Origin of the sequence: Streptomyces sp. NRRL WC-3742 (assembly GCF_000720635.1) — a bacterium.
Taxonomy (GTDB): Bacteria; Actinomycetota; Actinomycetes; order Streptomycetales; family Streptomycetaceae; genus Kitasatospora.
Map to the genome: position 1 here is coordinate 30,622 of NZ_JOCF01000028.1, position 17,978 is coordinate 48,599.

Here is a 17,978-nt window from a genome sequence, read left to right on the forward strand (position 1 = left end):
GTCAGGCCCCGGTGGTGGCAGCGGCAGCCAGCGCGGTGGCGATCTCGCCGCCGAGGCGCACATTGCCCCGGTAGACCTCGACGTTGACCTCGAGGCTGCGCCCGCCGGTGTCGCGCTGGATGAAGTCGAGGAGGAACGGCGTGGAGGCGTTGCCGGTGACGCCCTTGCGCTCGGCCTCGGCCCAGGCGCGGGCGAGGATGCCGTCCAGCTCCTCGGGCGGCAGCTGCTTGTCAGGGTGGACGGGGTTGGCGATCAGGACGGCCTGCGGCAGGTCGAGCCGGTCGCGGGCCTCGATGACGGCGGCGGCCTGCTCGGGCGAGTCGACGCTGAAGTTGACCGTGTGCCCGGAGTCGGTGACGTAGAAGCCGGGGTACCTGAGGGTGCGGTAGCCGAGGACCGGGATGTTGAGGGTCTCGAACCGCTCCAGCGTGGCCCGGATGTCGAGGATGGACTTCACGCCGGCGCTGATCACGGTGACGGGCGTCGCGGCCAGGGTGGTCAGGTCGGCGGACTCGTCGAAGCTCTCCGAGGCGCCGAAGTGGACCCCGCCGAGGCCCCCGGTGGAGAAGACCCGCACGCCCGCGCGGTGCGCGAGGAAGGCGGTGGCGGCGACGGTGGTGCCGCCGTGGCGGCCGAGCGCGGCGACCACGGGCAGGTCGCGCAGGCTGACCTTGTCCAGGCCGTCGGTGGCGGCGAGTTCGGTGATCTGCTCGGTGCTCAGCCCGACCGTGGGCACGCCGGCGTGCACGCCGATGGTGGCGGGGACGACGCCCGCCGCGCGCAGCTGCCGTTCGGCCTCCAGCGCGACGGCGAGGTTGCGCGGCCGTGGCAGCCCGTGGGTGAAGATCGTCGATTCCAGGGCGAGCACGGGCCGGCCCTCGGCCACGGCCCGCTCGACCTCCTCGGCGACGTGGACGGCCTGCGGGGAGCGGGCGGCGGGGCGGCGGGCGGGCGGTGCGGTCATGGTGCGCGCTCTCCTAGGGATGCCGGGGATGCCGGGGGTGCCAGGGGTACCGGGGGTGCCGGGGGTGCCACTGGGACGGGGGGCGACAGGGGCTTCAGCGTAGGCACGGTGCGCACCGGAATCCAGAGGGCCTCCGCGCACCCACGTACCCCCACCCCCACCTCCCCTGACGCCGCGACAGCCCGCCGCATCGACGCCGCCCCCACCCTTGACCCTCACATGCCACCACCGGAAGGATGCCCGGATCACCCACCCGGCCCGAGGCCCGCGCCCCGGGCCGCCCGACCCCGGGAACCGACCTTGGCCGTCCGCCAACTGCTCCGCCGCGCCGCCCGGTTGTTCGGCGCCGCGACCCTCGTGCTCGCCGGCAGCCTCACCGCCGCCGGCCCCGCGCACGCCGACTTCGGCACCGACTACCACGATCCCGTCACCGCCACCCGCCCGCTGACCCGCCCCGACACCCGTGCCTGCACCGTCGAGGTGATGCACGAACGGCAGTTCCGCAACGGGTACGGCAACCCGCCCGACACCCCGTACACCACCACCCTCACCCCGCCCGCCGACTGCGCCGGCCCCTGGTCGGCCGTGGTCATGGACCTCCACGGCCAGGTCGCCGGGCGGCAGTTCGACCGGATGTTCGGCGTCCGCGTCGGCGGCGTGCAGGTGATGCTGTCCTCCACCCCGGAGCCGTCCAAGGACGGCATCGAGTGGCGCCTCGAACACGACCTGACCCGCTACGCGCCCCTGTTCGCGGCCGGCCCGCAGCCCTTCTCCTTCGACCTCGCCAACGTCACCGACGCCACCTACACCGGTGTCTTCACCATCAGCGCGAGCCTCACCTTCTACACGGCGGACGAGCACCGGCCCGCCGCCCGAACCCCCGACCAGGTGCTCACCACCGGCCCGTTCGCCCTCGCCCAGGCCACCCCGACCGCCACCGGCAGCCTGACCTTCCCGCAGAACCTCGAGCGCCTCACCGCCGAGGTGTACGCCCGGGGCGGCGGCGCCTGCGAGGAGTTCGCGTACGCCTCCGCGCCGGACGCCTTCGCGGCCGCCAACCCGGGCAGCGGCATCTGCGGCAAGGGCCCGTTCCGCGAGCTGCGGCTCAGCGTGGACGGCCGGGTCGCGGGCGCGGTCTGGCCGTACCCGGTGATCTACACCGGCGGCTGGGACCCGCTGCTCTGGCGGCCCGTCCCCGGCATCTTCGCCTTCGACCTGCCCGCCTACCGCCTCGACCTCACCCCGTACGTCGGCCTGCTGCTGGACGGGCGCCCGCACAGCCTCGGGATCACCGTCAACGCGAGCGAGGCGCAGAGCAACGACCTCTGGACCGGCCAGGTCAACTTCCTCGCCGAGACCGACCACGGCACCGCCCGCACGACCGGCGCGCTCACCGAGCACCGCGTGGCCCCCGAGGCCGCGGTGACCACGGACCTCTCCGACCACGGCGGCGGCAGCGGCGACTGGACGGTCACCGCCGCCCGGCACGACCTCGCCCGGGGCTGGGTCCAGACCTCGCACGGCCGGGTCACCACCGAGGTCCGTGACGACCTCGCCTTCAGCTCCGCCCAGCGGCTGCGCGACACCGGCAACGACGTGACCCTCCACAACCGCGCCGACCTCACCCGCAGCACCAGTACCTGGGGCTCGGGCCCGCACCGCACCACCACCGTCCACGAGGGCGAACCGCTGGACGTCACCTACCTGGTCACCCACGACGCCGCCGGGAACACCGACCAGCGCACCGCCATGGACCTCGGCTACCACCGCGAGACCACCGGTGCCACGGGCGGCCACGTCACCGACCGCGCCACCGTCGACCACACCCTGCGGCCGACGGCGCAGCGCCACGACGGGGACCGCACCGTCCGCACCGGCAGCAGCACCGAGGACTACCGCAGCACCGGGCCCGAGGGGCCGTACCACCGGACCCTGAGCTTCGTGGACGGCTGGCCCACGTCGTGAGGATCGGAGCCTGGAGGATCGGAGTCTGAGGGCCTGAGCCGGACACGCCTGAGCCGGACACGACCGCGTCCACGGAGCCGAGGGGATGCTCCGTGGACGCGTGGAACCTGTGAGGTGGGGGTGGCCTCCGGGCTTGACTCACGCCCTCCGGCCGGTAGTTCGATCGTCGACCGAGGTAGTCGCTCAGCGGCGGACCCTGATCCGTCTCGATCCGTCGCCCCTGCCTCCTGCGGTCGAACTCCTTCAGCTACCTCACAGGTCCATCTCTCATCATGCGCTTCTCCGAGCTGTTGCACCAGGGGCTTTTCACCCGAATTCGGATAATTTCACCCGCCTTCGATGCCCCGACCCCCGGGTGAGGTCGTACGGAGGTCAGACCGCCGCCGCAGCCGCCTCCTCCATCTCCTCCTCGGCCTGCGCCCCCGTCTCCACCGGGCGCCGCCCCCGGCCCTCGTACAGCGCCGCGGCCACCATCGCCGCCCCGCCGAGCAGCAGCCACACCACCAGTGTCACCAGGTGCCCGCCGAAGCCCGCACCGCCGTCGAAGTACAGGAGGCTGCGGGCGCCCTCCATGAAGCCGGCGCCGTTCCAGAAGCCGTGCAGCCCGCCGAAGAAGCCGTTCTGCAGCTCGGGGCGGTAGATCCCGCCGGAGGAGGTGAAGTTCAGCATCACGAACAGCACCATCAGCGCCAGGGTGGTCCACCTCCTGAGGAAGCTGTGCAGGCCGATGCCGACCAGCACGATGCCCGCCGAGTACAGCCAGCCGAGCGCCCAGACCGCCGCCCGGTCGTGCTCGACCACGTGGAACACCGGCCCGGCCGTGACGATCCCGATCACGCTCACCACCAGCGAGACGGCCACGCCCACCAGCGCCCGCAGCCGCATGCTCAGCCCGGCGCCGGCGGCGCCGATCACCGCGACGCTCGCGTAGGAGCCGATGCTCAGCGCGACCAGCAGGAAGAACAGGCCCTGGCCGGTCGGGTCGCCCGAGGCGAGCGGGGTCAGGTCGGTGACGCGCAGCGGGACGCCCTGGTGGTCGGTGACGGTGCTGAAGACGGCCGTCGCGGCCACCACCGAGGTGTCCGAGTTGCCCTTGGCGACGATCAGTTCGGGGCTCCTGGCGTCCGGCACGAAGGCGCCGACCAGTTCGCGCTCGCGCAGCTGCTGCTCGGCGGCGGCGCGGTCGGGCAGCGTACGGACGTCGAGCGCGTCGCCGGCCTTGGCGCGGATCGTCTGCGCCAGCCCGTCCGCCTGGGCGGTGGTGCCGACCACGGCGACCTTGAGGTGGTTCGGCTCGGGCTGGTGGAAGGCGCCCTGGTAGGCGAGCGCCATGCCCAGGCACATGAGCAGCGGGGTGAGCAGGTGGACGGCGAGGTGCTTGAGCGCGGGCCCCGGGGTGGGCGCCGCGGCGGGGGTCTGGGGTGTGCTCATGGGGTTCGTTCCGTCCTCCGAAATCTCCGACATGGATGGCTTTTACAACCAATGAAGGTGGCAAATGCAACCATCCATGGATGTAGCTTACAACCGTCCGACATCGGCCGGAAGCCGGCCCGGTCACCCCCGGGGAATCAGCTCAGCTCGAACACCCCGTACGAGAACCCCTCGGCCCGCAGCTCCCCGTCCACCGCCCGCACCCCCTGGGCGTCCAGCGCCCGCAGCCGCCGCCCCTGCGGCACCGCGACGGCGCCCGGCTCGCGGCGCGGGTTGACGGCCACCAGGTAGCGCCCGTCCCGCACGTACACCAGCGGGTACCCGGCGTGCCGCACCTCCACCGCCCCGGCCGGGCCCAGCCCCGGGTGCGAGCGGCGCAGCGCGATCAGCCGGCGGACGGTGTGCAGCAGGGAGGTCGGGTCGGCGCGCTGCGAGAGCACGTCGGGCCGACGCGGGTCCGGGTCGACGGGCAGGTAGAGCCGCTCGGGCGGGGCGCTGGAGAAGCCGGCCGTGGGGCCCGGCGTCCACTGCATCGGGGTGCGCGAGCCGGCCCGGTTGAAGCGGGGGCCGAGCACGCTGCCCTCGACGTCCGGCAGGCCCGGCAGGTAGCGCATGCCGATCTCGTCGCCGTAGTAGATCGCGGGCAGGGTCGGCCAGGTGAGCAACAGGGCGAAGGCGGGGGCGAGTTGCTCGGAGGTGCGCGGGGCGGTGGCGAGGCGGGAGAAGTCGTGGTTGGCACTGGGCAGGACGATCTGGCCGCTGCCCCGGGTGAGGGCGGCGGCGGAGCGCCAGGCGTCGAGGAAGGGCTGCGGGGTGCCGCGCCCCTCGGCCTCGAAGTAGCAGGCGTCCTGGTGCCAGGACTCCTCGACCGTCCCGCCGTTGTTGTTCCAGAGGGAGCGCAGGGGCAGCCCGTCGTCCTCGCCGCCGAAGTGCAGGAAGAAGTCGGCGTGGAAACCGGCGGCGACGGCGGCGGCCGGGTCGCCCCACTCGGCGAACAGGGCGGCCTCGGGGTGGGCGCGGTCGAGCCAGTCGCGCAGTTCCGCCCAGAGCTTGGTGGTCTCGGCCTTGTCCGGGTCGTCCTTGACCAGCGAGTACGCCATGTCCACCCGGAAGCCGGCCACGCCCAGGCCCAGCCAGTGCTCCATGATCTCCCGCAGGGCGGCCCGGTTGGCGCGCGGGCCCTCGGCGTCCACCGGCTGGCGCCAGGGCTCCTCGGAACTGCTGCGCGCGTACCCGAAGTTGAGGGCGGGCTGGCAGTCGAAGAAATTCGGCCGGTACCAGCCGGGGCGGCTGCCGGGCGAGCCGACGAAGCCGTCCACCTGCCGGTCGGACCAGATGTAGCGGTGGTCGGAGGCGTCCTCGGCGGCGGCCAGGAACCAGGGGTGGCGGTCGGAGGTGTGGCCGGCGACGAGGTCCAGCAGGACGCGGACGCCCCGGCGGCGGGCGGCCTCGACGAGCGCCGCCAGGTCCTCGGTGCGGCCGTAACGGGGCGCCGGGGTGAGGTAGTCGGTGATGTCGTAGCCCGCGTCGCGGAAGGGCGAGGCGAAGCAGGGGTTGAGCCAGACGGTGTCGACGCCGAGCCAGGCCAGGTGGTCGAGGTGCTCGGTGATGCCGGCGAAGTCGCCGATGCCGTCGCCGTCGGAGTCCGCGAAGCTCTGCGGGTAGATCTGGTAGAGCACGGCGTCGGCGAGCCACGAGGGGCCTGGGCGGGTCGCGGTCATGGGGGCGGGTCCTCCTGCCGGGTCCGGGGCTGTGAACGGCCGAGCGCCCGGGGCGGCGTCCCTCCCGCCAGGAGAGGACCGGGCCCCGGGTGCCATCGATTCTCGTCCAATCCCGCCCGCCCCGACAGCCCGCCCCGACCTGCCCGTACGTCCGGACCCGCGCTGTCCACCAGGACCCGAGCGTCAGGCCAGCGGCGCACGACGGTTGGCGGGACAGGACGGTTGGCGGCGCACGACGGTCAGCGGCGCACGACGCCGCACGCCTCGGTGAAGGCCCGGGCCCGCCGGGTGATCTCCGCCCAGTCCCCCGCCGCGACGGCCTCCGGGGCCACCACGTCCGTGCCCGCGCAGACCGCCAGGGCGCCCTGGGCGAGGAAGTCGGCCGCGTTGCCCGCGTTGACGCCGCCGGAGGCGACCAGCGGCACGCCGGGGTAGGGGCCGCGCAGGTCCCTGAAGTAGCCGGGCCCGAACGCCCGGGCCGGGAAGATCTTGACGGCGGCGGCCCCGAGGTCCACCGCCTGGGCGACCTCGGTCGGGGTCAGCGCGCCGAGCACCACCGGCACCCCGGCGGCCCGGGCCGCCCGCGCGACCTCGGGCCGGCAGCCGGGGGTGACCAGGAAGGAGGCCCCGGCCGCGATCCCCCGCTCGGCCTGCTCGGCGGTCAGCACCGTGCCGACGCCGACCTTCCATCCGGCGCCGGAGGCGCGCTTCAGATGGTCCGTCACATCCCGCGTGGTGTAGGTGAATTCGGTGACGCCGATGCCGCCCTCGGCCAGCGCGGCGCAGAGCGCGGCGGCGTCCGGTATCCGGGGGGCGCGGACGACGGCGATGACCGGGTCCTCGCGCAGTTCGTCGGTCAGCGTGCTCACGGGGAGAGTGCTCACTGGGCCATGGTCCCTCGATCGGTGCGGCGCAGGGCGCGCCCGGGCCTGGCGCCCGTGGTGCGGCCCTGCCGGACGACGGCGGTGCCGTTGACGTAGACGTGCTCGATGCCCTCGGCGGGCAGCCGGGGCTGCTCGAAGGTGGCGGCGTCCCGGACGCGTTCCGGGTCCAGGAGCACCAGGTCGGCGTGGAAGCCGGGGGCGATCCGCCCGCGCCGGTGCAGCCCGAGGCGGGCGGCCGGGCGGCCGGTCATCCGCGCCACCGTCTCCTCCAGTGTGAGGACGCCCAACTCCCGGCTGTAGTGGCCGAGGTAGCGGGGGAAGGTGCCCCAGGCGCGCGGGTGCGGGCGGGCACCGACGAGCAGGCCGTCGCTGCCCACGGTGTGGGCGCGGTGGCGCATGATCGCCCGGACGTTCTCCTCGTGGCCGACGTGCTGGAGGATGGTGGTCGCCAACTCGTCGCGCTCCAGCAGGTCGAGGAAGACCTCCGTCCCACCGCGCCCCTGTTCGGCGCCGAGTTCGGCGACCGTCCGGCCGACCGCACCCGCCAGGCCGGGCGAACGCACGCCGGAGACCTGGATGGTGGCCCAGTCGGTGACCACGCCGTGGCAGCCGTCGCTGCCCTTCTCCTCCACCTCGTACCTGATCCGCTCCCGGGCGGCCGGGTCGGCGAGCCTGCGCAGCGTGGCCTCCGGGCCGCCCTCGGTGGCCCAACTAGGCAGCAGGGCGGCCAGGCTGGTGGAGCCGGGCAGGTAGGGGTAGCTGTCCAGGGTGAGGTCGACACCGTCCGCCAGGGCGTCGTCGAGGAGGTCCAGGAACTCACCGGCGCGCCCCTCGTTGACGCCGAAGTTCATCGTGGCGTGGGTGAGGTGCAGGGCGCAGCCGCTGCGGCGGGCGATCTCCACCATCTCCGCGTACCCCTCCAACGCGCCGCGCCCGTACGAGCGCTGGTGCGGGGCGTGGAATCCGCCGTAGGCGGCGACCACGACGCACAGGTCGACGAGTTCGGCGGTGTCGGCGTACATCCCGGGGGTGTAGCTGAGGCCGCTGGACATGCCGACCGCGCCCTCCAGCAGTCCCTTGGCCAACTGCTGGCGCATCCGGTCGAGTTCGGCGGGGTTCGGCGCGCGGTCGGCCCAGCCCATGGCGAGCATCCGCAGGGAGCCGTGCGGGACGAGGTAGCAGGCGTTGACGGCAACGCCGGTGCGGTCGATCCGGTCGAGGTAGCCGGCGACACCGCGCCAGTCCCAGTCGAAGCCGTCGGGATCGCCGTTCCAGCCCGCGAGTTGGCGGCGCAGCGCGGGAAGGGTGGTGTCGTCGACGGGGGCGTAGGAGAGCCCGTCCTGGCCGAGGACCTCGCAGGTGACGCCCTGGGTGACCTTGGCCGGGTGCTCGGGTTCGAGCAGTAGGGCGAGGTCGGAGTGGGCGTGCATGTCGATGAAGCCGGGGGTGAGGACCAGCCCGTCCGCGTCCACCGTCTCCGGGGCCTCGAGCCCCGGGCCGACCTCGGTGATCAGGCCGCCCTCGATCCGCACGTCGGCCCGGTAGCGCGCTGCGCCGGTGCCGTCCACGACGGTGGCGCCCCGGAAGACGGTCGCTCCGGCGCTCCCCGTCGAAGGCCCACCCATCAGAAGAACGTCCTTACCAGGCCGGTCACCTTCGGCTCGGCTGCGTCCGCCGAGTCCAGCACCGGGATCGCCGTCCACTTGTCGAAGGCGGTGCACGGGTGCGAGAGGCCCAGCCGCAGCACCGCGCCGACGGGGGCGAGGTCGCCCGCGTCGCGCAGGAAGGTGTGCTGGTCGTTGAGCGCGGTGACGCGGGCGGTGGTGCCCGTCAACTCGGCTCCGCCGCGTACGTGTTGGGGCTCGGGAAGGCCCTCGTCGAAGGGCAGGTCGCGCTTTCCGGCGTCCAGCAGGGCGAGTTGGGGCTCGGGGCGGGAGACGACCCGGGCCCAGCCGTGCAGCGCGCCGCGCAGCGGGGCCGCGCCGGTGCCCCGGGCGAAGGGGGAGATGCCGCGGTAGAAGCCGTCGTCGTGGGCGAGGTAGGCGCCGGAGCGCAGCAGTACGAGGGCGTCCGGCAGGCCGCCCAACTCCTCGACGACCAGGTCGAAGTAGGCGCTGCCGCCGGCGGAGACCACGGGCCGGGCGTCGTCGGGGTAGGCGCGGGAGAGCCGGCCGTGGAGGGTGGCGAGGTCGTTCAGGTAGGCGCGGACGGCGGCCAGCGCCTCGGGGGTGGCGTCGTGGGCGAGCGCGCCCTCGTACCCGGCGACGCCGGCCAGGCGCAGGGTGGGGGCGCGCAGCACGGCGGCGGCGACCTCGACGGCGGCGTCCACGCCCCGGGCGCCGGTGCGCCCGCCGGGGCCGCCGAGTTCGACGAGCACCTCGACGGGCCGTTCGGCCCGGGCGGCGCGCAGCGCCTCGTCCATCAAACGGACGCTCTCGACGGAGTCGACCCAGGAGGCGAAGGCGAAGGCCGGGTCGTCGGCGAGTTCGGCGGCGAGCCAGCCGAGCCCGGCCGGGTCGAGCAGGGTGTTGGCGAGCAGGATGCGCCGCACGCCGAAGGCGCGGGCGACGCGGACCTGCGGGAGGTTGGCGAGGGTGATGCCGTGGGCTCCGGCGGTGAGCTGCGCCTGCCAGAGGGCGGGGGCCATGGTGGTCTTGCCGTGCGGGGCGAGGGCCACGCCGGCGTCGGCGCACCAGTCGGCCATGGTGCGCAGGTTGTACTCGAGGGCGCCGGCGTCGAGGGTGAGCAGCGGGGTACCGAGGTCGCCGAGGGTCGGTCCGGTGGCGAGCCAGTCGCGGACGGTCCGGCCCCACGACTGCGGTGGGGCGGCCTTGAACCTCCAGTCCAGCGTCTCGTCGGCGAGGGCCGCCACCGCGCCCTCGGCGATGCCGGGCCCGCGGACGCTGTGTGCGAAGGTCTGCTCCACCGTGTTTCCTCCATCAGCCGTGTTGCAACATGCGCAATGAGGGTTGCACATGCTGGCATCACGGTTCTAGCATCGGCGCCGGATCAGGGTCAACGGAACCGTCACCACCGCTTGCCGGACCAGCCGGACGAGGAGCCCCAGCAGATGCCGCGACAGGACACCCCGCCACCACCCCGACCAGGCCCTCCCCCGGTCGCGGTCTGTGTGGGAGAGTCGATGGCCGTCCTGCTCCCGGACCGGCCGGGCCCCCTGGAGGCCGTGGAGAACTTCCGCCTCTCCGTGGGCGGCGCCGAGTCCAACGTGGCGAGCGCGCTGGCCGCGCTCGGCGTGCCGACGGCCTGGATCAGCCGCGTCGGCGACGACGGCTTCGGGCGGCGGCTGCTCGCCGAGGTCGCCGCGCGCGGCGTGGACGTCTCCGCCGTCACCGTCGACCCGCACCGCCCGACGGGCCTGTACCTCAAGGAGGTCGGCGGCGCCTCCGGCCACCTCCACGACCTCGGCCCCGGCCGCAGCCGCCTGCACTACCACCGCCGGGGCTCGGCCGCCGCCGCCCTCTCCCCCACCCTGCTCGCCGACCCGGCCGCCGCCGCGCTGCTGACCGGCGCCCGCCTGCTGCACCTGTCCGGCATCACCGCCGCACTCTCCGACGACTGCCTGGCCCTGCTGCGCGCCCTGCTCGCCGACCGCCGCCCGGGCCGGATCGTCAGCTTCGACCTCAACTGGCGCCCGGCGCTGTGGCGCGAGCGCGACCCGTCCGTCCTGCCGCCCCTGCTGGACGCGGCCGACGTCCTGCTGCTCGGAGCCGACGAGGCCGAGGACGCCTTCGGCACCGGCGACGCGGCCGCCCTGCGCCGCCGCTTCCCCGGCCCCGCGACGGTGGTGGTCAAGGACGCCGCCCGCGCCGTCACCGCGCTGGAGCGCGACGGGACGGCCGTGACGGAACCCGCGCTCAGCGTCGAGGTGGTCGAGGCCACCGGCGCCGGCGACGCCTTCGCGGCCGGCTACCTCGCCGGCACCGTCCACGGCCTGGACCAGCGCGGACGGCTGCGACTGGGCCACCTCAGCGCCGCCTGCGCGCTCACCGCCCACGGCGACCAGGCCGAACTGCCGCCCGCCCCGGTGCTCACCGCACTGCTCGACGCCTCCGCCGCCGACTGGGCCGCCACCCGCGTCAGCGCCGAGGGCATCACCTGCCCCGCCCTCCCCGCCGACCCGGCCGCCGCCCGGCCCTCCGACCTGCCGGTACGCGACCGGGCGGCACAATGAGCGGGAACCCCGACCCCCGGAGCCGAGCCCGATGAGCCAGACCGTCACCCGCGCCCTGCGCATCCTCGCCGAACTCGGGGAGGGCGAACGCTCCCTCGACCAGCTCGCCGAGGTGCTCGGCGTGCACAAGACCACCGTGCTGCGCCTGCTCCAGAGCCTGGAGGAGGAACGGTTCGTCTACCGGGACGCCGGCTACCGCTACCACCTCGGCGCGGGCCTGTTCGCCCTCTCCGGCCTCGCCCTGGAGCAGCGCGGCATCCGCCGCATCGCCGCCCCGCACCTGGCCGAGCTCAACGCCGCCACCGGCCAGACCGTGCACCTGGCCGCGTACGAGGGCGGCGAGGTCGTCTACATCGACAAGTTCGACTCCCGCCACCCGGTCAGGATGTACTCGCGGATCGGCCTGCGCGCCGCCCTCCACAGCGCCGCCGTCTCCAAGGTGCTGCTCGCGGACCTGCCGCTGCCCGAGCGCCGCCGGGTCGTCGCCGGGATCAACTTCACCCCGCACACCCCGCACACGATCACCTCCCCCGAGGCGCTGCTCTCCGAGCTGGAGAAGGTCGCCGTCCAGGGCTGGGCGCAGGACCACGCCGAGCACGAGGCGTTCATCAACTGCGTGGCCGCGCCGATCCGGGAGGTCGGCGGCCGGGTGATCGCCGCCGCCTCGATCTCCGTTCCCGACGTCCTCCTCCCGTACGAGCAGGTGCTGGACCTCCTGCCCCAGCTGCTCGCCACCACCCGCGCGATCTCCGCCGACTGCGGCCGCCCCGACCACACCTGACGAACCGTCACCCACCGCGAGGAGCCCGGACACCCATGTCCAGCGAGAAGTCCGAGAACTACGAGAACTACCAGAAGTCCGCGAAGAGCGAGAAGACCGAGATCCGCACCGACGGCGCCCCCGCGCCCGCCTGGATGTTCTCCCAGGGCGTCCGCAAGGGCCCCATCCTCCAGGTCTCCGGCCAGGGCCCGCAGGACCCGGCCACCGGCGAGTACCTGCACCACGGCGACGTGAAGGCCCAGACCCGCCGCACCCTGGAGAACGTCAAGGCCATCGTCGAGGCCGGCGGCGCGACCATCGAGGACGTGGTCATGTTCCGCGTCTACCTCACCAAGCGGGCGGACTTCCCGCTGATGAACGAGGTCTACGCCGAGTTCATCGACGAGAACATCCAGCCGGGCGGCGTGAAGCCCTGCCGCACCACGATCTTCGTCGAACTGCCCCAGGAGCCCATGCTGGTGGAGATCGACGCCCAGGCCGTCGTCGCCTGAGCACACCCCCGCCCCCGAGGGCCCGGACGCGCCGCGCGTCCGGGCCCTCGCACGCTTGCCACAGCCACTCCACATGATTAGGTTAGGCTCACCTAACCAACTGGAGGACTGCCGTGAGCCTGCCCGGGACCCCCGAGCCCACCTACGCCGAACGCGCCCTGAGCCTGCTCGACGCCGCCTCCTCGCTCACCGTCCGCGCCCACGGCGAGCGCCACGACCTGGACACCCCCGTCTCCGTCCACGGCTCCCGACTGCGCCTGCGCGTCCCGCTCGACTCCCCGCTCACCGGCGCGGCGACCGGAGCCACGGAGGGCCTCGCCGTCGTCGTGGACCTCACCGACGTCGCCCCCGTCGCCGTCCGCGACCGCGTCCGCGCCCGCCTCACCCTCGCCGGGCGGCTGCACCTCGCCCACCTCGCCGAGGACGGACTCTCGGTCCACCTGCGGATCGACGTCGCCCACGCCGTCGTCTCCACCCCGTACGGCACCGGCGCGCTCACCGCCGCCGACCTCGCCCTCGCCACCCCCGACCCCCTGGCCCGCCACGAGGCCGCGCTGCTCACCCACCTCGCCGACGACCACGCCGACGCCCTGCACGTCCTCACCCGGCTGCTCGACCGGGAGTTGCTCGCCGGCCGCCCGGAGGTGCGCCCGCTCGCCGTGGACCGCTTCGGCCTCGTCCTGCGCCTGGAACACCCGGACGGCCACCGCGACGTACGCCTGGTCTTCCCCCAACCCGCCCGCGACGCCGAGGACTTCGGCCACCTCGTGCACGAGCTCCTCACCGCCGCCCACCAGGGCCTGCACGCCAACCGTGCCTGACACGGCCCCAACTGCCGTGCAGAGCCCGGAAAACGGCAACGGCCGGCCCGGCCTCGCAGGGAGAGGTCCCGCGAAGCCGGGCCGGCCTGGGCGTGTCCCGCGCCCATGTCCACCGGTACGGCGGTCATCCGGTCGAGCGGTCACCCGACATGACCATCCCGGACGATCGATTCGCCCCGCACCGGCGGTGGTTGGAGCGACCCCGTCGCGTCAGAGCGCGACGCCGTGCGCACGCAGGTACGCGACCGGGTCGATGTCCGAGCCGTACTCCGGGCCGGTACGGATCTCGAAGTGCAGGTGCGGGCCGGTCACGTTGCCGGTCGCACCGGAGAGGCCGAGCTGCTGGCCGACGGTGACGGTCTGACCGATCTTCACGCCGATCGACGAGAGGTGCGCGTACTGCGCGTACTTGCCGTCGGCGAGCTTGATCTCGACCTCGTTGCCGTAGGCGCCGCCGTTGCCGGCCTTCACCACGACACCGTTGGCGACCGCGCGCAGCGGGGTGCCGGTGGAGGCGACGAAGTCCTGGCCGGTGTGGTGGCCGGAGGCCCACATCGAACCGGCGACACCGTACGCCTCGCCCAGGACCGGGTTGGCCAGCGGCGCGACGTAACCGGAGGTGGCGGCGACCGGAGCGGCGGTCACGGCCTGCGCCGGGGCGGCGGTCTGAACCTGGGTCTGGACCTTGGCGGCCGGCTTGGCGGCCTCGGTGGTGACCTGGAGGTCGGCCTTCGGCGCGGCGGCGGGCTTCTGCGCCGGAGCGGCCGGAGCAGCCGGAGCCGCAGGGGCGGCGGGAGCGGCCGGAGCAGCGGCGGCGGCCGCAGCGGCCACGGTCAGCTGCTGACCCGGGAAGATCAGGTTCGGGTCGGCGCCGACGACCGAGCGGTTCCGCTCGTACAGCGCGTGCCAGCCGCCCTCGACGTGCTTCGCGTCGGCGATCTTCGACAGGGTGTCACCGCTGACGACCCGGTAGCTCTCCTGAGCAGCGGAACCGGCGGCGGCAGCAGCCGGAGCAGCGGCGGCGGCCGGAGCAGCCGGAGCGGCCGGAGCGGTGTGACCGCCGGTGTGGGCCTGGGCGTTCACCGCCGTGACCAGCGGGAGGACGAAGGAGACCCCGGTCACCGCGGTGGCGATGCCGATGCGGACGGCGCGGGGCATGGTGATACGACGAGCCTGAGCAGGCATGGAACTTTCCTCTCCGACGCCTGCGAGGTGAGCTGTCGGGTTCGGGCTGGAGTTGCCCGGCCGCATGCGCGGCTTCACCCCGAGCCGGCCCTGGTCGTACACGCACTGTGGCGCGCAGAAACGGTCCGGCGACTTACCTGTGGGTCCCCCGCTCCTGCCGTACAGAGTTCGTTGCGAGCCACCGGGCAGCGGCAGGACTCGGCGTTCCACCCGGTGGGTCCGACCGGGCTGGCCGGTCGGTCGCTGAACTAAAACTCATCCGTCCGGGTGAAGCAATGTCGATCTCCCGAAACCACTCCGACCCCCGCCGAAACGCTCACCCTTCGAACCGGCACAAGCACCGTACGCATACAACTCATTCACCCCGCGCCACTGATCCACGACCCTGCGCCGAACTCCGCGACGCCCCGTGACCGCCCGCTCACCCACCGCCCACCACCGACACACCACCCGGTGACCCTTGTCACGCACACCCCAGCGGGCGGAGGATCACCCCGTGGCCACCTCCGAGGCCGGCACCCTGCGCCTGGGCACCGCGCAGGGTCGCTGGGTACTACTGGCGACGGTGCTCGGCTCCAGCATGGCGATGCTCGACGGCACGGTCGTCAACGTCGCCCTGCCCAGGATCGGCGCCGATCTCGGCGCCTCCCTCGCGTCCCTCCAGTGGACGCTCAACGCCTACCTGCTCACCCTCGCCGGGCTGATCCTGCTCGGTGGCGCGCTCGGCGACCGGTACGGCCGGCGCCGGGTGTTCCTGCTCGGCGTGGTCTGGTTCGCGATCGCCTCCGCGGCCTGCGCGGCCGCGCCGAACATCCACGTGCTGATCGCCGCCCGCGCCGTCCAGGGCGTCGGCGGCGCCCTGCTCACCCCCGGCTCCCTCGCCATGCTCCAGGCCGTCTTCCACCCGGACGACCGCTCGCCCGCGGTGGGCCTGTGGTCGGGCCTCGGCGGGGTGTCCGCCGCGATCGGCCCCTTCCTCGGCGGCTGGCTGGTGGACGGCCCCGGCTGGCGCTGGATCTTCCTGCTGAACCTGCCGCTGGCCGCCGCCGTGATCGCCGTCACCTCCCGTTACGTGCCCGAGAGCCGGGACGAGGGCGCGAGCGGCCGCTTCGACGTGACCGGCGCCCTGCTCGGCGCGCTCTCCCTCGGCGCGATCACCTACGCCCTGACGGCCGCCGGCGAGGGCCTCTCCCCCGGCGTCTGGGTCTCCGGCGTGCTGGGCGTGCTGCTCGGCGCGGCCTTCCTGGTCGTCGAGCGCCGCACGCCCGACCCGATGCTGCCGCTGGGCCTCTTCACCTCCCGGCTGTTCACCGCCGTGAACCTGGTCACCCTCTGCGTCTACGCCGCCTTCAGCGGGGTCTTCTTCCTCCTGGTGGTGCAGCTGCAGATCGTCGCCGGCTTCTCCCCACTGGTCTCCGGCTTCGCGCTGGTGCCCATCACCGTGCTGATGCTGCTCTTCTCGGCCCGCGCCGGGCGCCTCGGCAAGCGGATCGGCCCGCGCCTGCCGCTCACCTTCGGCCCGCTGCTCTGCGCCGCGGGCGTCCTGCTGATGCTGCGCACCGGGGCGCACTCCTCCTACTGGCTGGACGTGCTGCCCGCCGTCGCCGTGATGGGCAGCGGCATGACGCTGCTGGTCGCCCCGCTGACGGCGACGGTGCTGGCCGCCGTGGAGGTACGGCACGCGGGCATCGCCAGCGGCGTCAACAACGCCGCCGCCCGCGCGGCGGGCCTGCTCGCGGTGGCCGCCCTGCCCGCCCTGGCCGGGCTGAGCGGCGACGCCTACCGGGTGCCGTCCTCCGTGGACTCCGCCTTCCACACCGCGATGCTGATCTGCGCGGGCCTGCTGGCCGCCGGCGGCCTGATCGCCTTCTCCACCATCCGCGGCAACGTCCTCACCCCCGGGGGCGAGGAGCGCCCGGTGGCCGAGCCGAACTGCGAGTGGCCCTGCGGCACCACCACCCCGCCGCTGGACCCGGGCCGCCTCCAGACGCACGAGGGCCCCGCCACCGGTCCGGCAGCGGGGCCCAAAAACTGAAGTGCCGTCAGAGAATGTCGGCCGGCGCGTACTTGGCGGCCTCCGGGTAGGCGGCCGCGACGGCCTCCACCCGGCGGACGACCTCGGCGACCTGCGCCCCGGCCGCACCCGTGAAGGACAGCCTGTCGGCCAGCAGCGCGTCCAGCGCGGCCCGGTCCAGCGGGATCCGCTCGTCGGCGGCGAGGCGGTCCAGCAGCTCGTTCTCCCGGGCGCCCGCGCGCATGGCGAGCGCGGAGGCGACGGCGTGCTCCTTGATGACCTCGTGCCCGGTCTCCCGGCCCACGCCCGCGCGCACCGCACCCATCAGCACCTTGGTGGTGGCGAGGAACGGCAGGTAGCGGTCCAGCTCGGCCTCGACCACGGCGGGGAAGGCGCCGAACTCGTCGAGGACGGTCAGGAAGGTCTCCAGCAGGCCGTCGAAGGCGAAGAACGCGTCCGGCAGCGCGACCCGGCGCACCACCGAGCAGGAGACGTCGCCCTCGTTCCACTGGTCGCCGGCCAGCTCGCCGGTCATCGACGCGTAGCCGCGCAGGATGACCGCCAGGCCGTTGACGCGCTCGCAGGAGCGGGTGTTCATCTTGTGCGGCATCGCGGAGGAGCCGACCTGGCCCTCCTTGAAGCCCTCCGTGACCAGCTCGTGGCCGGCCATCAGGCGGATGGTCTTGGCCAGGCTGGACGGCGCGGCGGCCAGCTGGACGAGGGCGGTGAGCACCTCGAAGTCCAGCGAGCGCGGGTAGACCTGGCCGACGCTGGTCAGCACGTTGTCGAAGCCGAGGTGCGAGGCGACGCGGCGCTCCAGCTCGGCCAACTTGTCGGTGTCGCCGCCGAGCAGGTCCAGCATGTCCTGCGCGGTGCCGACCGGGCCCTTGATCCCGCGCAGCGGGTAGCGGGCGATCAGCTCCTCCAGGCGGCGGAAGGCGACCAGCAGCTCGTCGGCGATCGACGCGAAGCGCTTGCCCAGGGTGGTGGCCTGCGCGGCCACGTTGTGCGAGCGGCCGGCCATGACCAGCTCGGAGTGCTGCGCGGCCAGACCGGCCAGGCGCACCAGCACGGCCACCGTACGGTCGCGCACGTGCTCCAGGGACTGGCGGATCTGGAGCTGCTCGACGTTCTCGGTCAGGTCCCGGGAGGTCATGCCCTTGTGGATCTGCTCGTGCCCGGCGAGCTCGCTGAACTCCTCGATGCGGGCCTTCACGTCGTGGCGGGTGACCCGCTCACGGGCGGCGATCGAGCCGAGGTCGACCTGGTCGATCACCCGCTCGTAGTCGGCGACGGCCGTCGCGGGCACCTCGACGCCGAGGTCCTGCTGGGCCTTCAGGACGGCGAGCCACAGGTGGCGCTCGAGGACCACCTTGTGCTCGGGGGACCACAGCTGGGCCAGGGTCGCCGAGGCGTACCGGGAGGCCAGGACATTGGGGATCTGGGGCTTCGCGCTCACGCTTCGCAAGCCTAACAGCCGAGGTCACGGCCCTCGCAGCCACCGACGCGCTACGCCCGTAGAGCCATGG

The 17,978-nt window shown here is 73.9% G+C and carries 14 protein-coding genes and 1 riboswitch; of the genes, 6 read left to right on the forward strand and 8 right to left on the reverse strand.

From position 1 onward, the window contains the following. Window position 1 precedes the first annotated feature (1 nt). On the reverse strand, window positions 2–964 hold the full coding sequence (locus tag IH61_RS0117165) for a pseudouridine-5'-phosphate glycosidase (protein ID WP_037972915.1): 963 nt from the start codon (window positions 962–964) through the stop codon (window positions 2–4). Window positions 965–1,264: 300 nt separating this feature from the next. Between IH61_RS0117165 and IH61_RS0117170 the strand changes: the two genes are divergently transcribed. Next, window positions 1,265–2,929, forward strand: coding sequence for a peptide-N4-asparagine amidase (locus IH61_RS0117170; protein WP_037972917.1), 1,665 nt, complete (start codon window positions 1,265–1,267; stop codon window positions 2,927–2,929). Window positions 2,930–3,301: 372 nt separating this feature from the next. Here IH61_RS0117170 and IH61_RS0117175 read toward each other — a convergent pair whose 3' ends face one another. The 5 genes from IH61_RS0117175 to IH61_RS0117195 all read right to left on the reverse strand — a co-directional run bounded on the left by IH61_RS0117175 (window position 3,302) and on the right by IH61_RS0117195 (window position 9,891). Then, complete coding sequence (locus IH61_RS0117175; protein ID WP_031070579.1) at window positions 3,302–4,360, reverse strand: hypothetical protein; 1,059 nt, start codon at window positions 4,358–4,360, stop codon at window positions 3,302–3,304. Window positions 4,361–4,497: 137 nt separating this feature from the next. After that, on the reverse strand, window positions 4,498–6,081 hold the full coding sequence (locus IH61_RS0117180; protein ID WP_031070581.1) for an alpha-amylase family glycosyl hydrolase: 1,584 nt from the start codon (window positions 6,079–6,081) through the stop codon (window positions 4,498–4,500). 239 nt (window positions 6,082–6,320) lie between these two features. Then, a complete protein-coding gene (locus tag IH61_RS0117185) occupies window positions 6,321–6,965 on the reverse strand; it encodes a bifunctional 4-hydroxy-2-oxoglutarate aldolase/2-dehydro-3-deoxy-phosphogluconate aldolase (protein WP_234327208.1) in 645 nt (214 codons plus the stop codon). Further along, entirely contained in the window at window positions 6,962–8,590 is a 1,629-nt protein-coding gene (locus IH61_RS0117190; protein ID WP_051837259.1) for an N-acyl-D-amino-acid deacylase family protein, read from the reverse strand. The genes IH61_RS0117185 and IH61_RS0117190 overlap by 4 nt, the downstream gene beginning before the upstream one ends. After that, on the reverse strand, window positions 8,590–9,891 hold the full coding sequence (locus IH61_RS0117195; protein WP_234327209.1) for an amino acid deaminase: 1,302 nt from the start codon (window positions 9,889–9,891) through the stop codon (window positions 8,590–8,592). The genes IH61_RS0117190 and IH61_RS0117195 overlap by 1 nt, the downstream gene beginning before the upstream one ends. Window positions 9,892–10,035: 144 nt before the next feature. Between IH61_RS0117195 and IH61_RS0117200 the strand changes: the two genes are divergently transcribed. The 4 genes from IH61_RS0117200 to IH61_RS49590 all read left to right on the forward strand — a co-directional run bounded on the left by IH61_RS0117200 (window position 10,036) and on the right by IH61_RS49590 (window position 13,250). After that, on the forward strand, window positions 10,036–11,157 hold the full coding sequence (locus tag IH61_RS0117200; RefSeq protein WP_051837281.1) for a sugar kinase: 1,122 nt from the start codon (window positions 10,036–10,038) through the stop codon (window positions 11,155–11,157). 31 nt (window positions 11,158–11,188) lie between these two features. Continuing rightward, complete coding sequence (locus IH61_RS0117205; protein ID WP_031070593.1) at window positions 11,189–11,938, forward strand: IclR family transcriptional regulator; 750 nt, start codon at window positions 11,189–11,191, stop codon at window positions 11,936–11,938. Window positions 11,939–11,973: 35 nt separating this feature from the next. After that, window positions 11,974–12,429 (forward strand): RidA family protein, encoded by a 456-nt coding sequence (locus tag IH61_RS0117210; RefSeq protein ID WP_051837261.1) that lies wholly within the window; start codon window positions 11,974–11,976, stop codon window positions 12,427–12,429. A gap of 113 nt (window positions 12,430–12,542) precedes the next feature. Then, window positions 12,543–13,250: a DUF2470 domain-containing protein gene (locus tag IH61_RS49590; RefSeq protein WP_031070597.1), complete on the forward strand. Its 708-nt coding sequence runs from the start codon at window positions 12,543–12,545 to the stop codon at window positions 13,248–13,250. Between the two features lie 210 nt (window positions 13,251–13,460). Here IH61_RS49590 and IH61_RS49955 read toward each other — a convergent pair whose 3' ends face one another. After that, entirely contained in the window at window positions 13,461–14,435 is a 975-nt protein-coding gene (locus IH61_RS49955; protein WP_031070598.1) for a M23 family metallopeptidase, read from the reverse strand. Between the two features lie 2 nt (window positions 14,436–14,437). Further along, a riboswitch (cyclic di-AMP (ydaO/yuaA leader) is annotated at window positions 14,438–14,619 on the reverse strand. Window positions 14,620–14,931: 312 nt separating this feature from the next. Between IH61_RS49955 and IH61_RS0117225 the strand changes: the two genes are divergently transcribed. Further along, complete coding sequence (locus IH61_RS0117225) at window positions 14,932–16,470, forward strand: MFS transporter (RefSeq protein WP_051837263.1); 1,539 nt, start codon at window positions 14,932–14,934, stop codon at window positions 16,468–16,470. Between the two features lie 7 nt (window positions 16,471–16,477). Here IH61_RS0117225 and purB read toward each other — a convergent pair whose 3' ends face one another. After that, the gene (gene purB / locus IH61_RS0117230) at window positions 16,478–17,908 is read right to left on the reverse strand and encodes an adenylosuccinate lyase (RefSeq protein ID WP_031070602.1); all 1,431 of its coding nucleotides are present in this window, start codon (window positions 17,906–17,908) and stop codon (window positions 16,478–16,480) included. Window positions 17,909–17,978: the final 70 nt, after the last annotated feature.

What these genes read in the sequence shown, in the direction of transcription:
- IH61_RS0117165 (WP_037972915.1), bottom strand. Translation starts at nt 964, where the DNA reads ATGACCGCACCGCCCGCCCGCCGCCCCGCCGCCCGCTCCCCGCAGGCC.
- IH61_RS0117175 (WP_031070579.1), bottom strand. Translation starts at nt 4,360, where the DNA reads ATGAGCACACCCCAGACCCCCGCCGCGGCGCCCACCCCGGGGCCCGCG.
- IH61_RS0117180 (WP_031070581.1), bottom strand. Translation starts at nt 6,081, where the DNA reads ATGACCGCGACCCGCCCAGGCCCCTCGTGGCTCGCCGACGCCGTGCTC.
- IH61_RS0117190 (WP_051837259.1), bottom strand. Translation starts at nt 8,590, where the DNA reads ATGGGTGGGCCTTCGACGGGGAGCGCCGGAGCGACCGTCTTCCGGGGC.
- IH61_RS0117200 (WP_051837281.1), top strand. Translation starts at nt 10,036, where the DNA reads ATGCCGCGACAGGACACCCCGCCACCACCCCGACCAGGCCCTCCCCCG.
- IH61_RS0117205 (WP_031070593.1), top strand. Translation starts at nt 11,189, where the DNA reads ATGAGCCAGACCGTCACCCGCGCCCTGCGCATCCTCGCCGAACTCGGG.
- IH61_RS0117210 (WP_051837261.1), top strand. Translation starts at nt 11,974, where the DNA reads ATGTCCAGCGAGAAGTCCGAGAACTACGAGAACTACCAGAAGTCCGCG.
- IH61_RS49955 (WP_031070598.1), bottom strand. Translation starts at nt 14,435, where the DNA reads ATGCCTGCTCAGGCTCGTCGTATCACCATGCCCCGCGCCGTCCGCATC.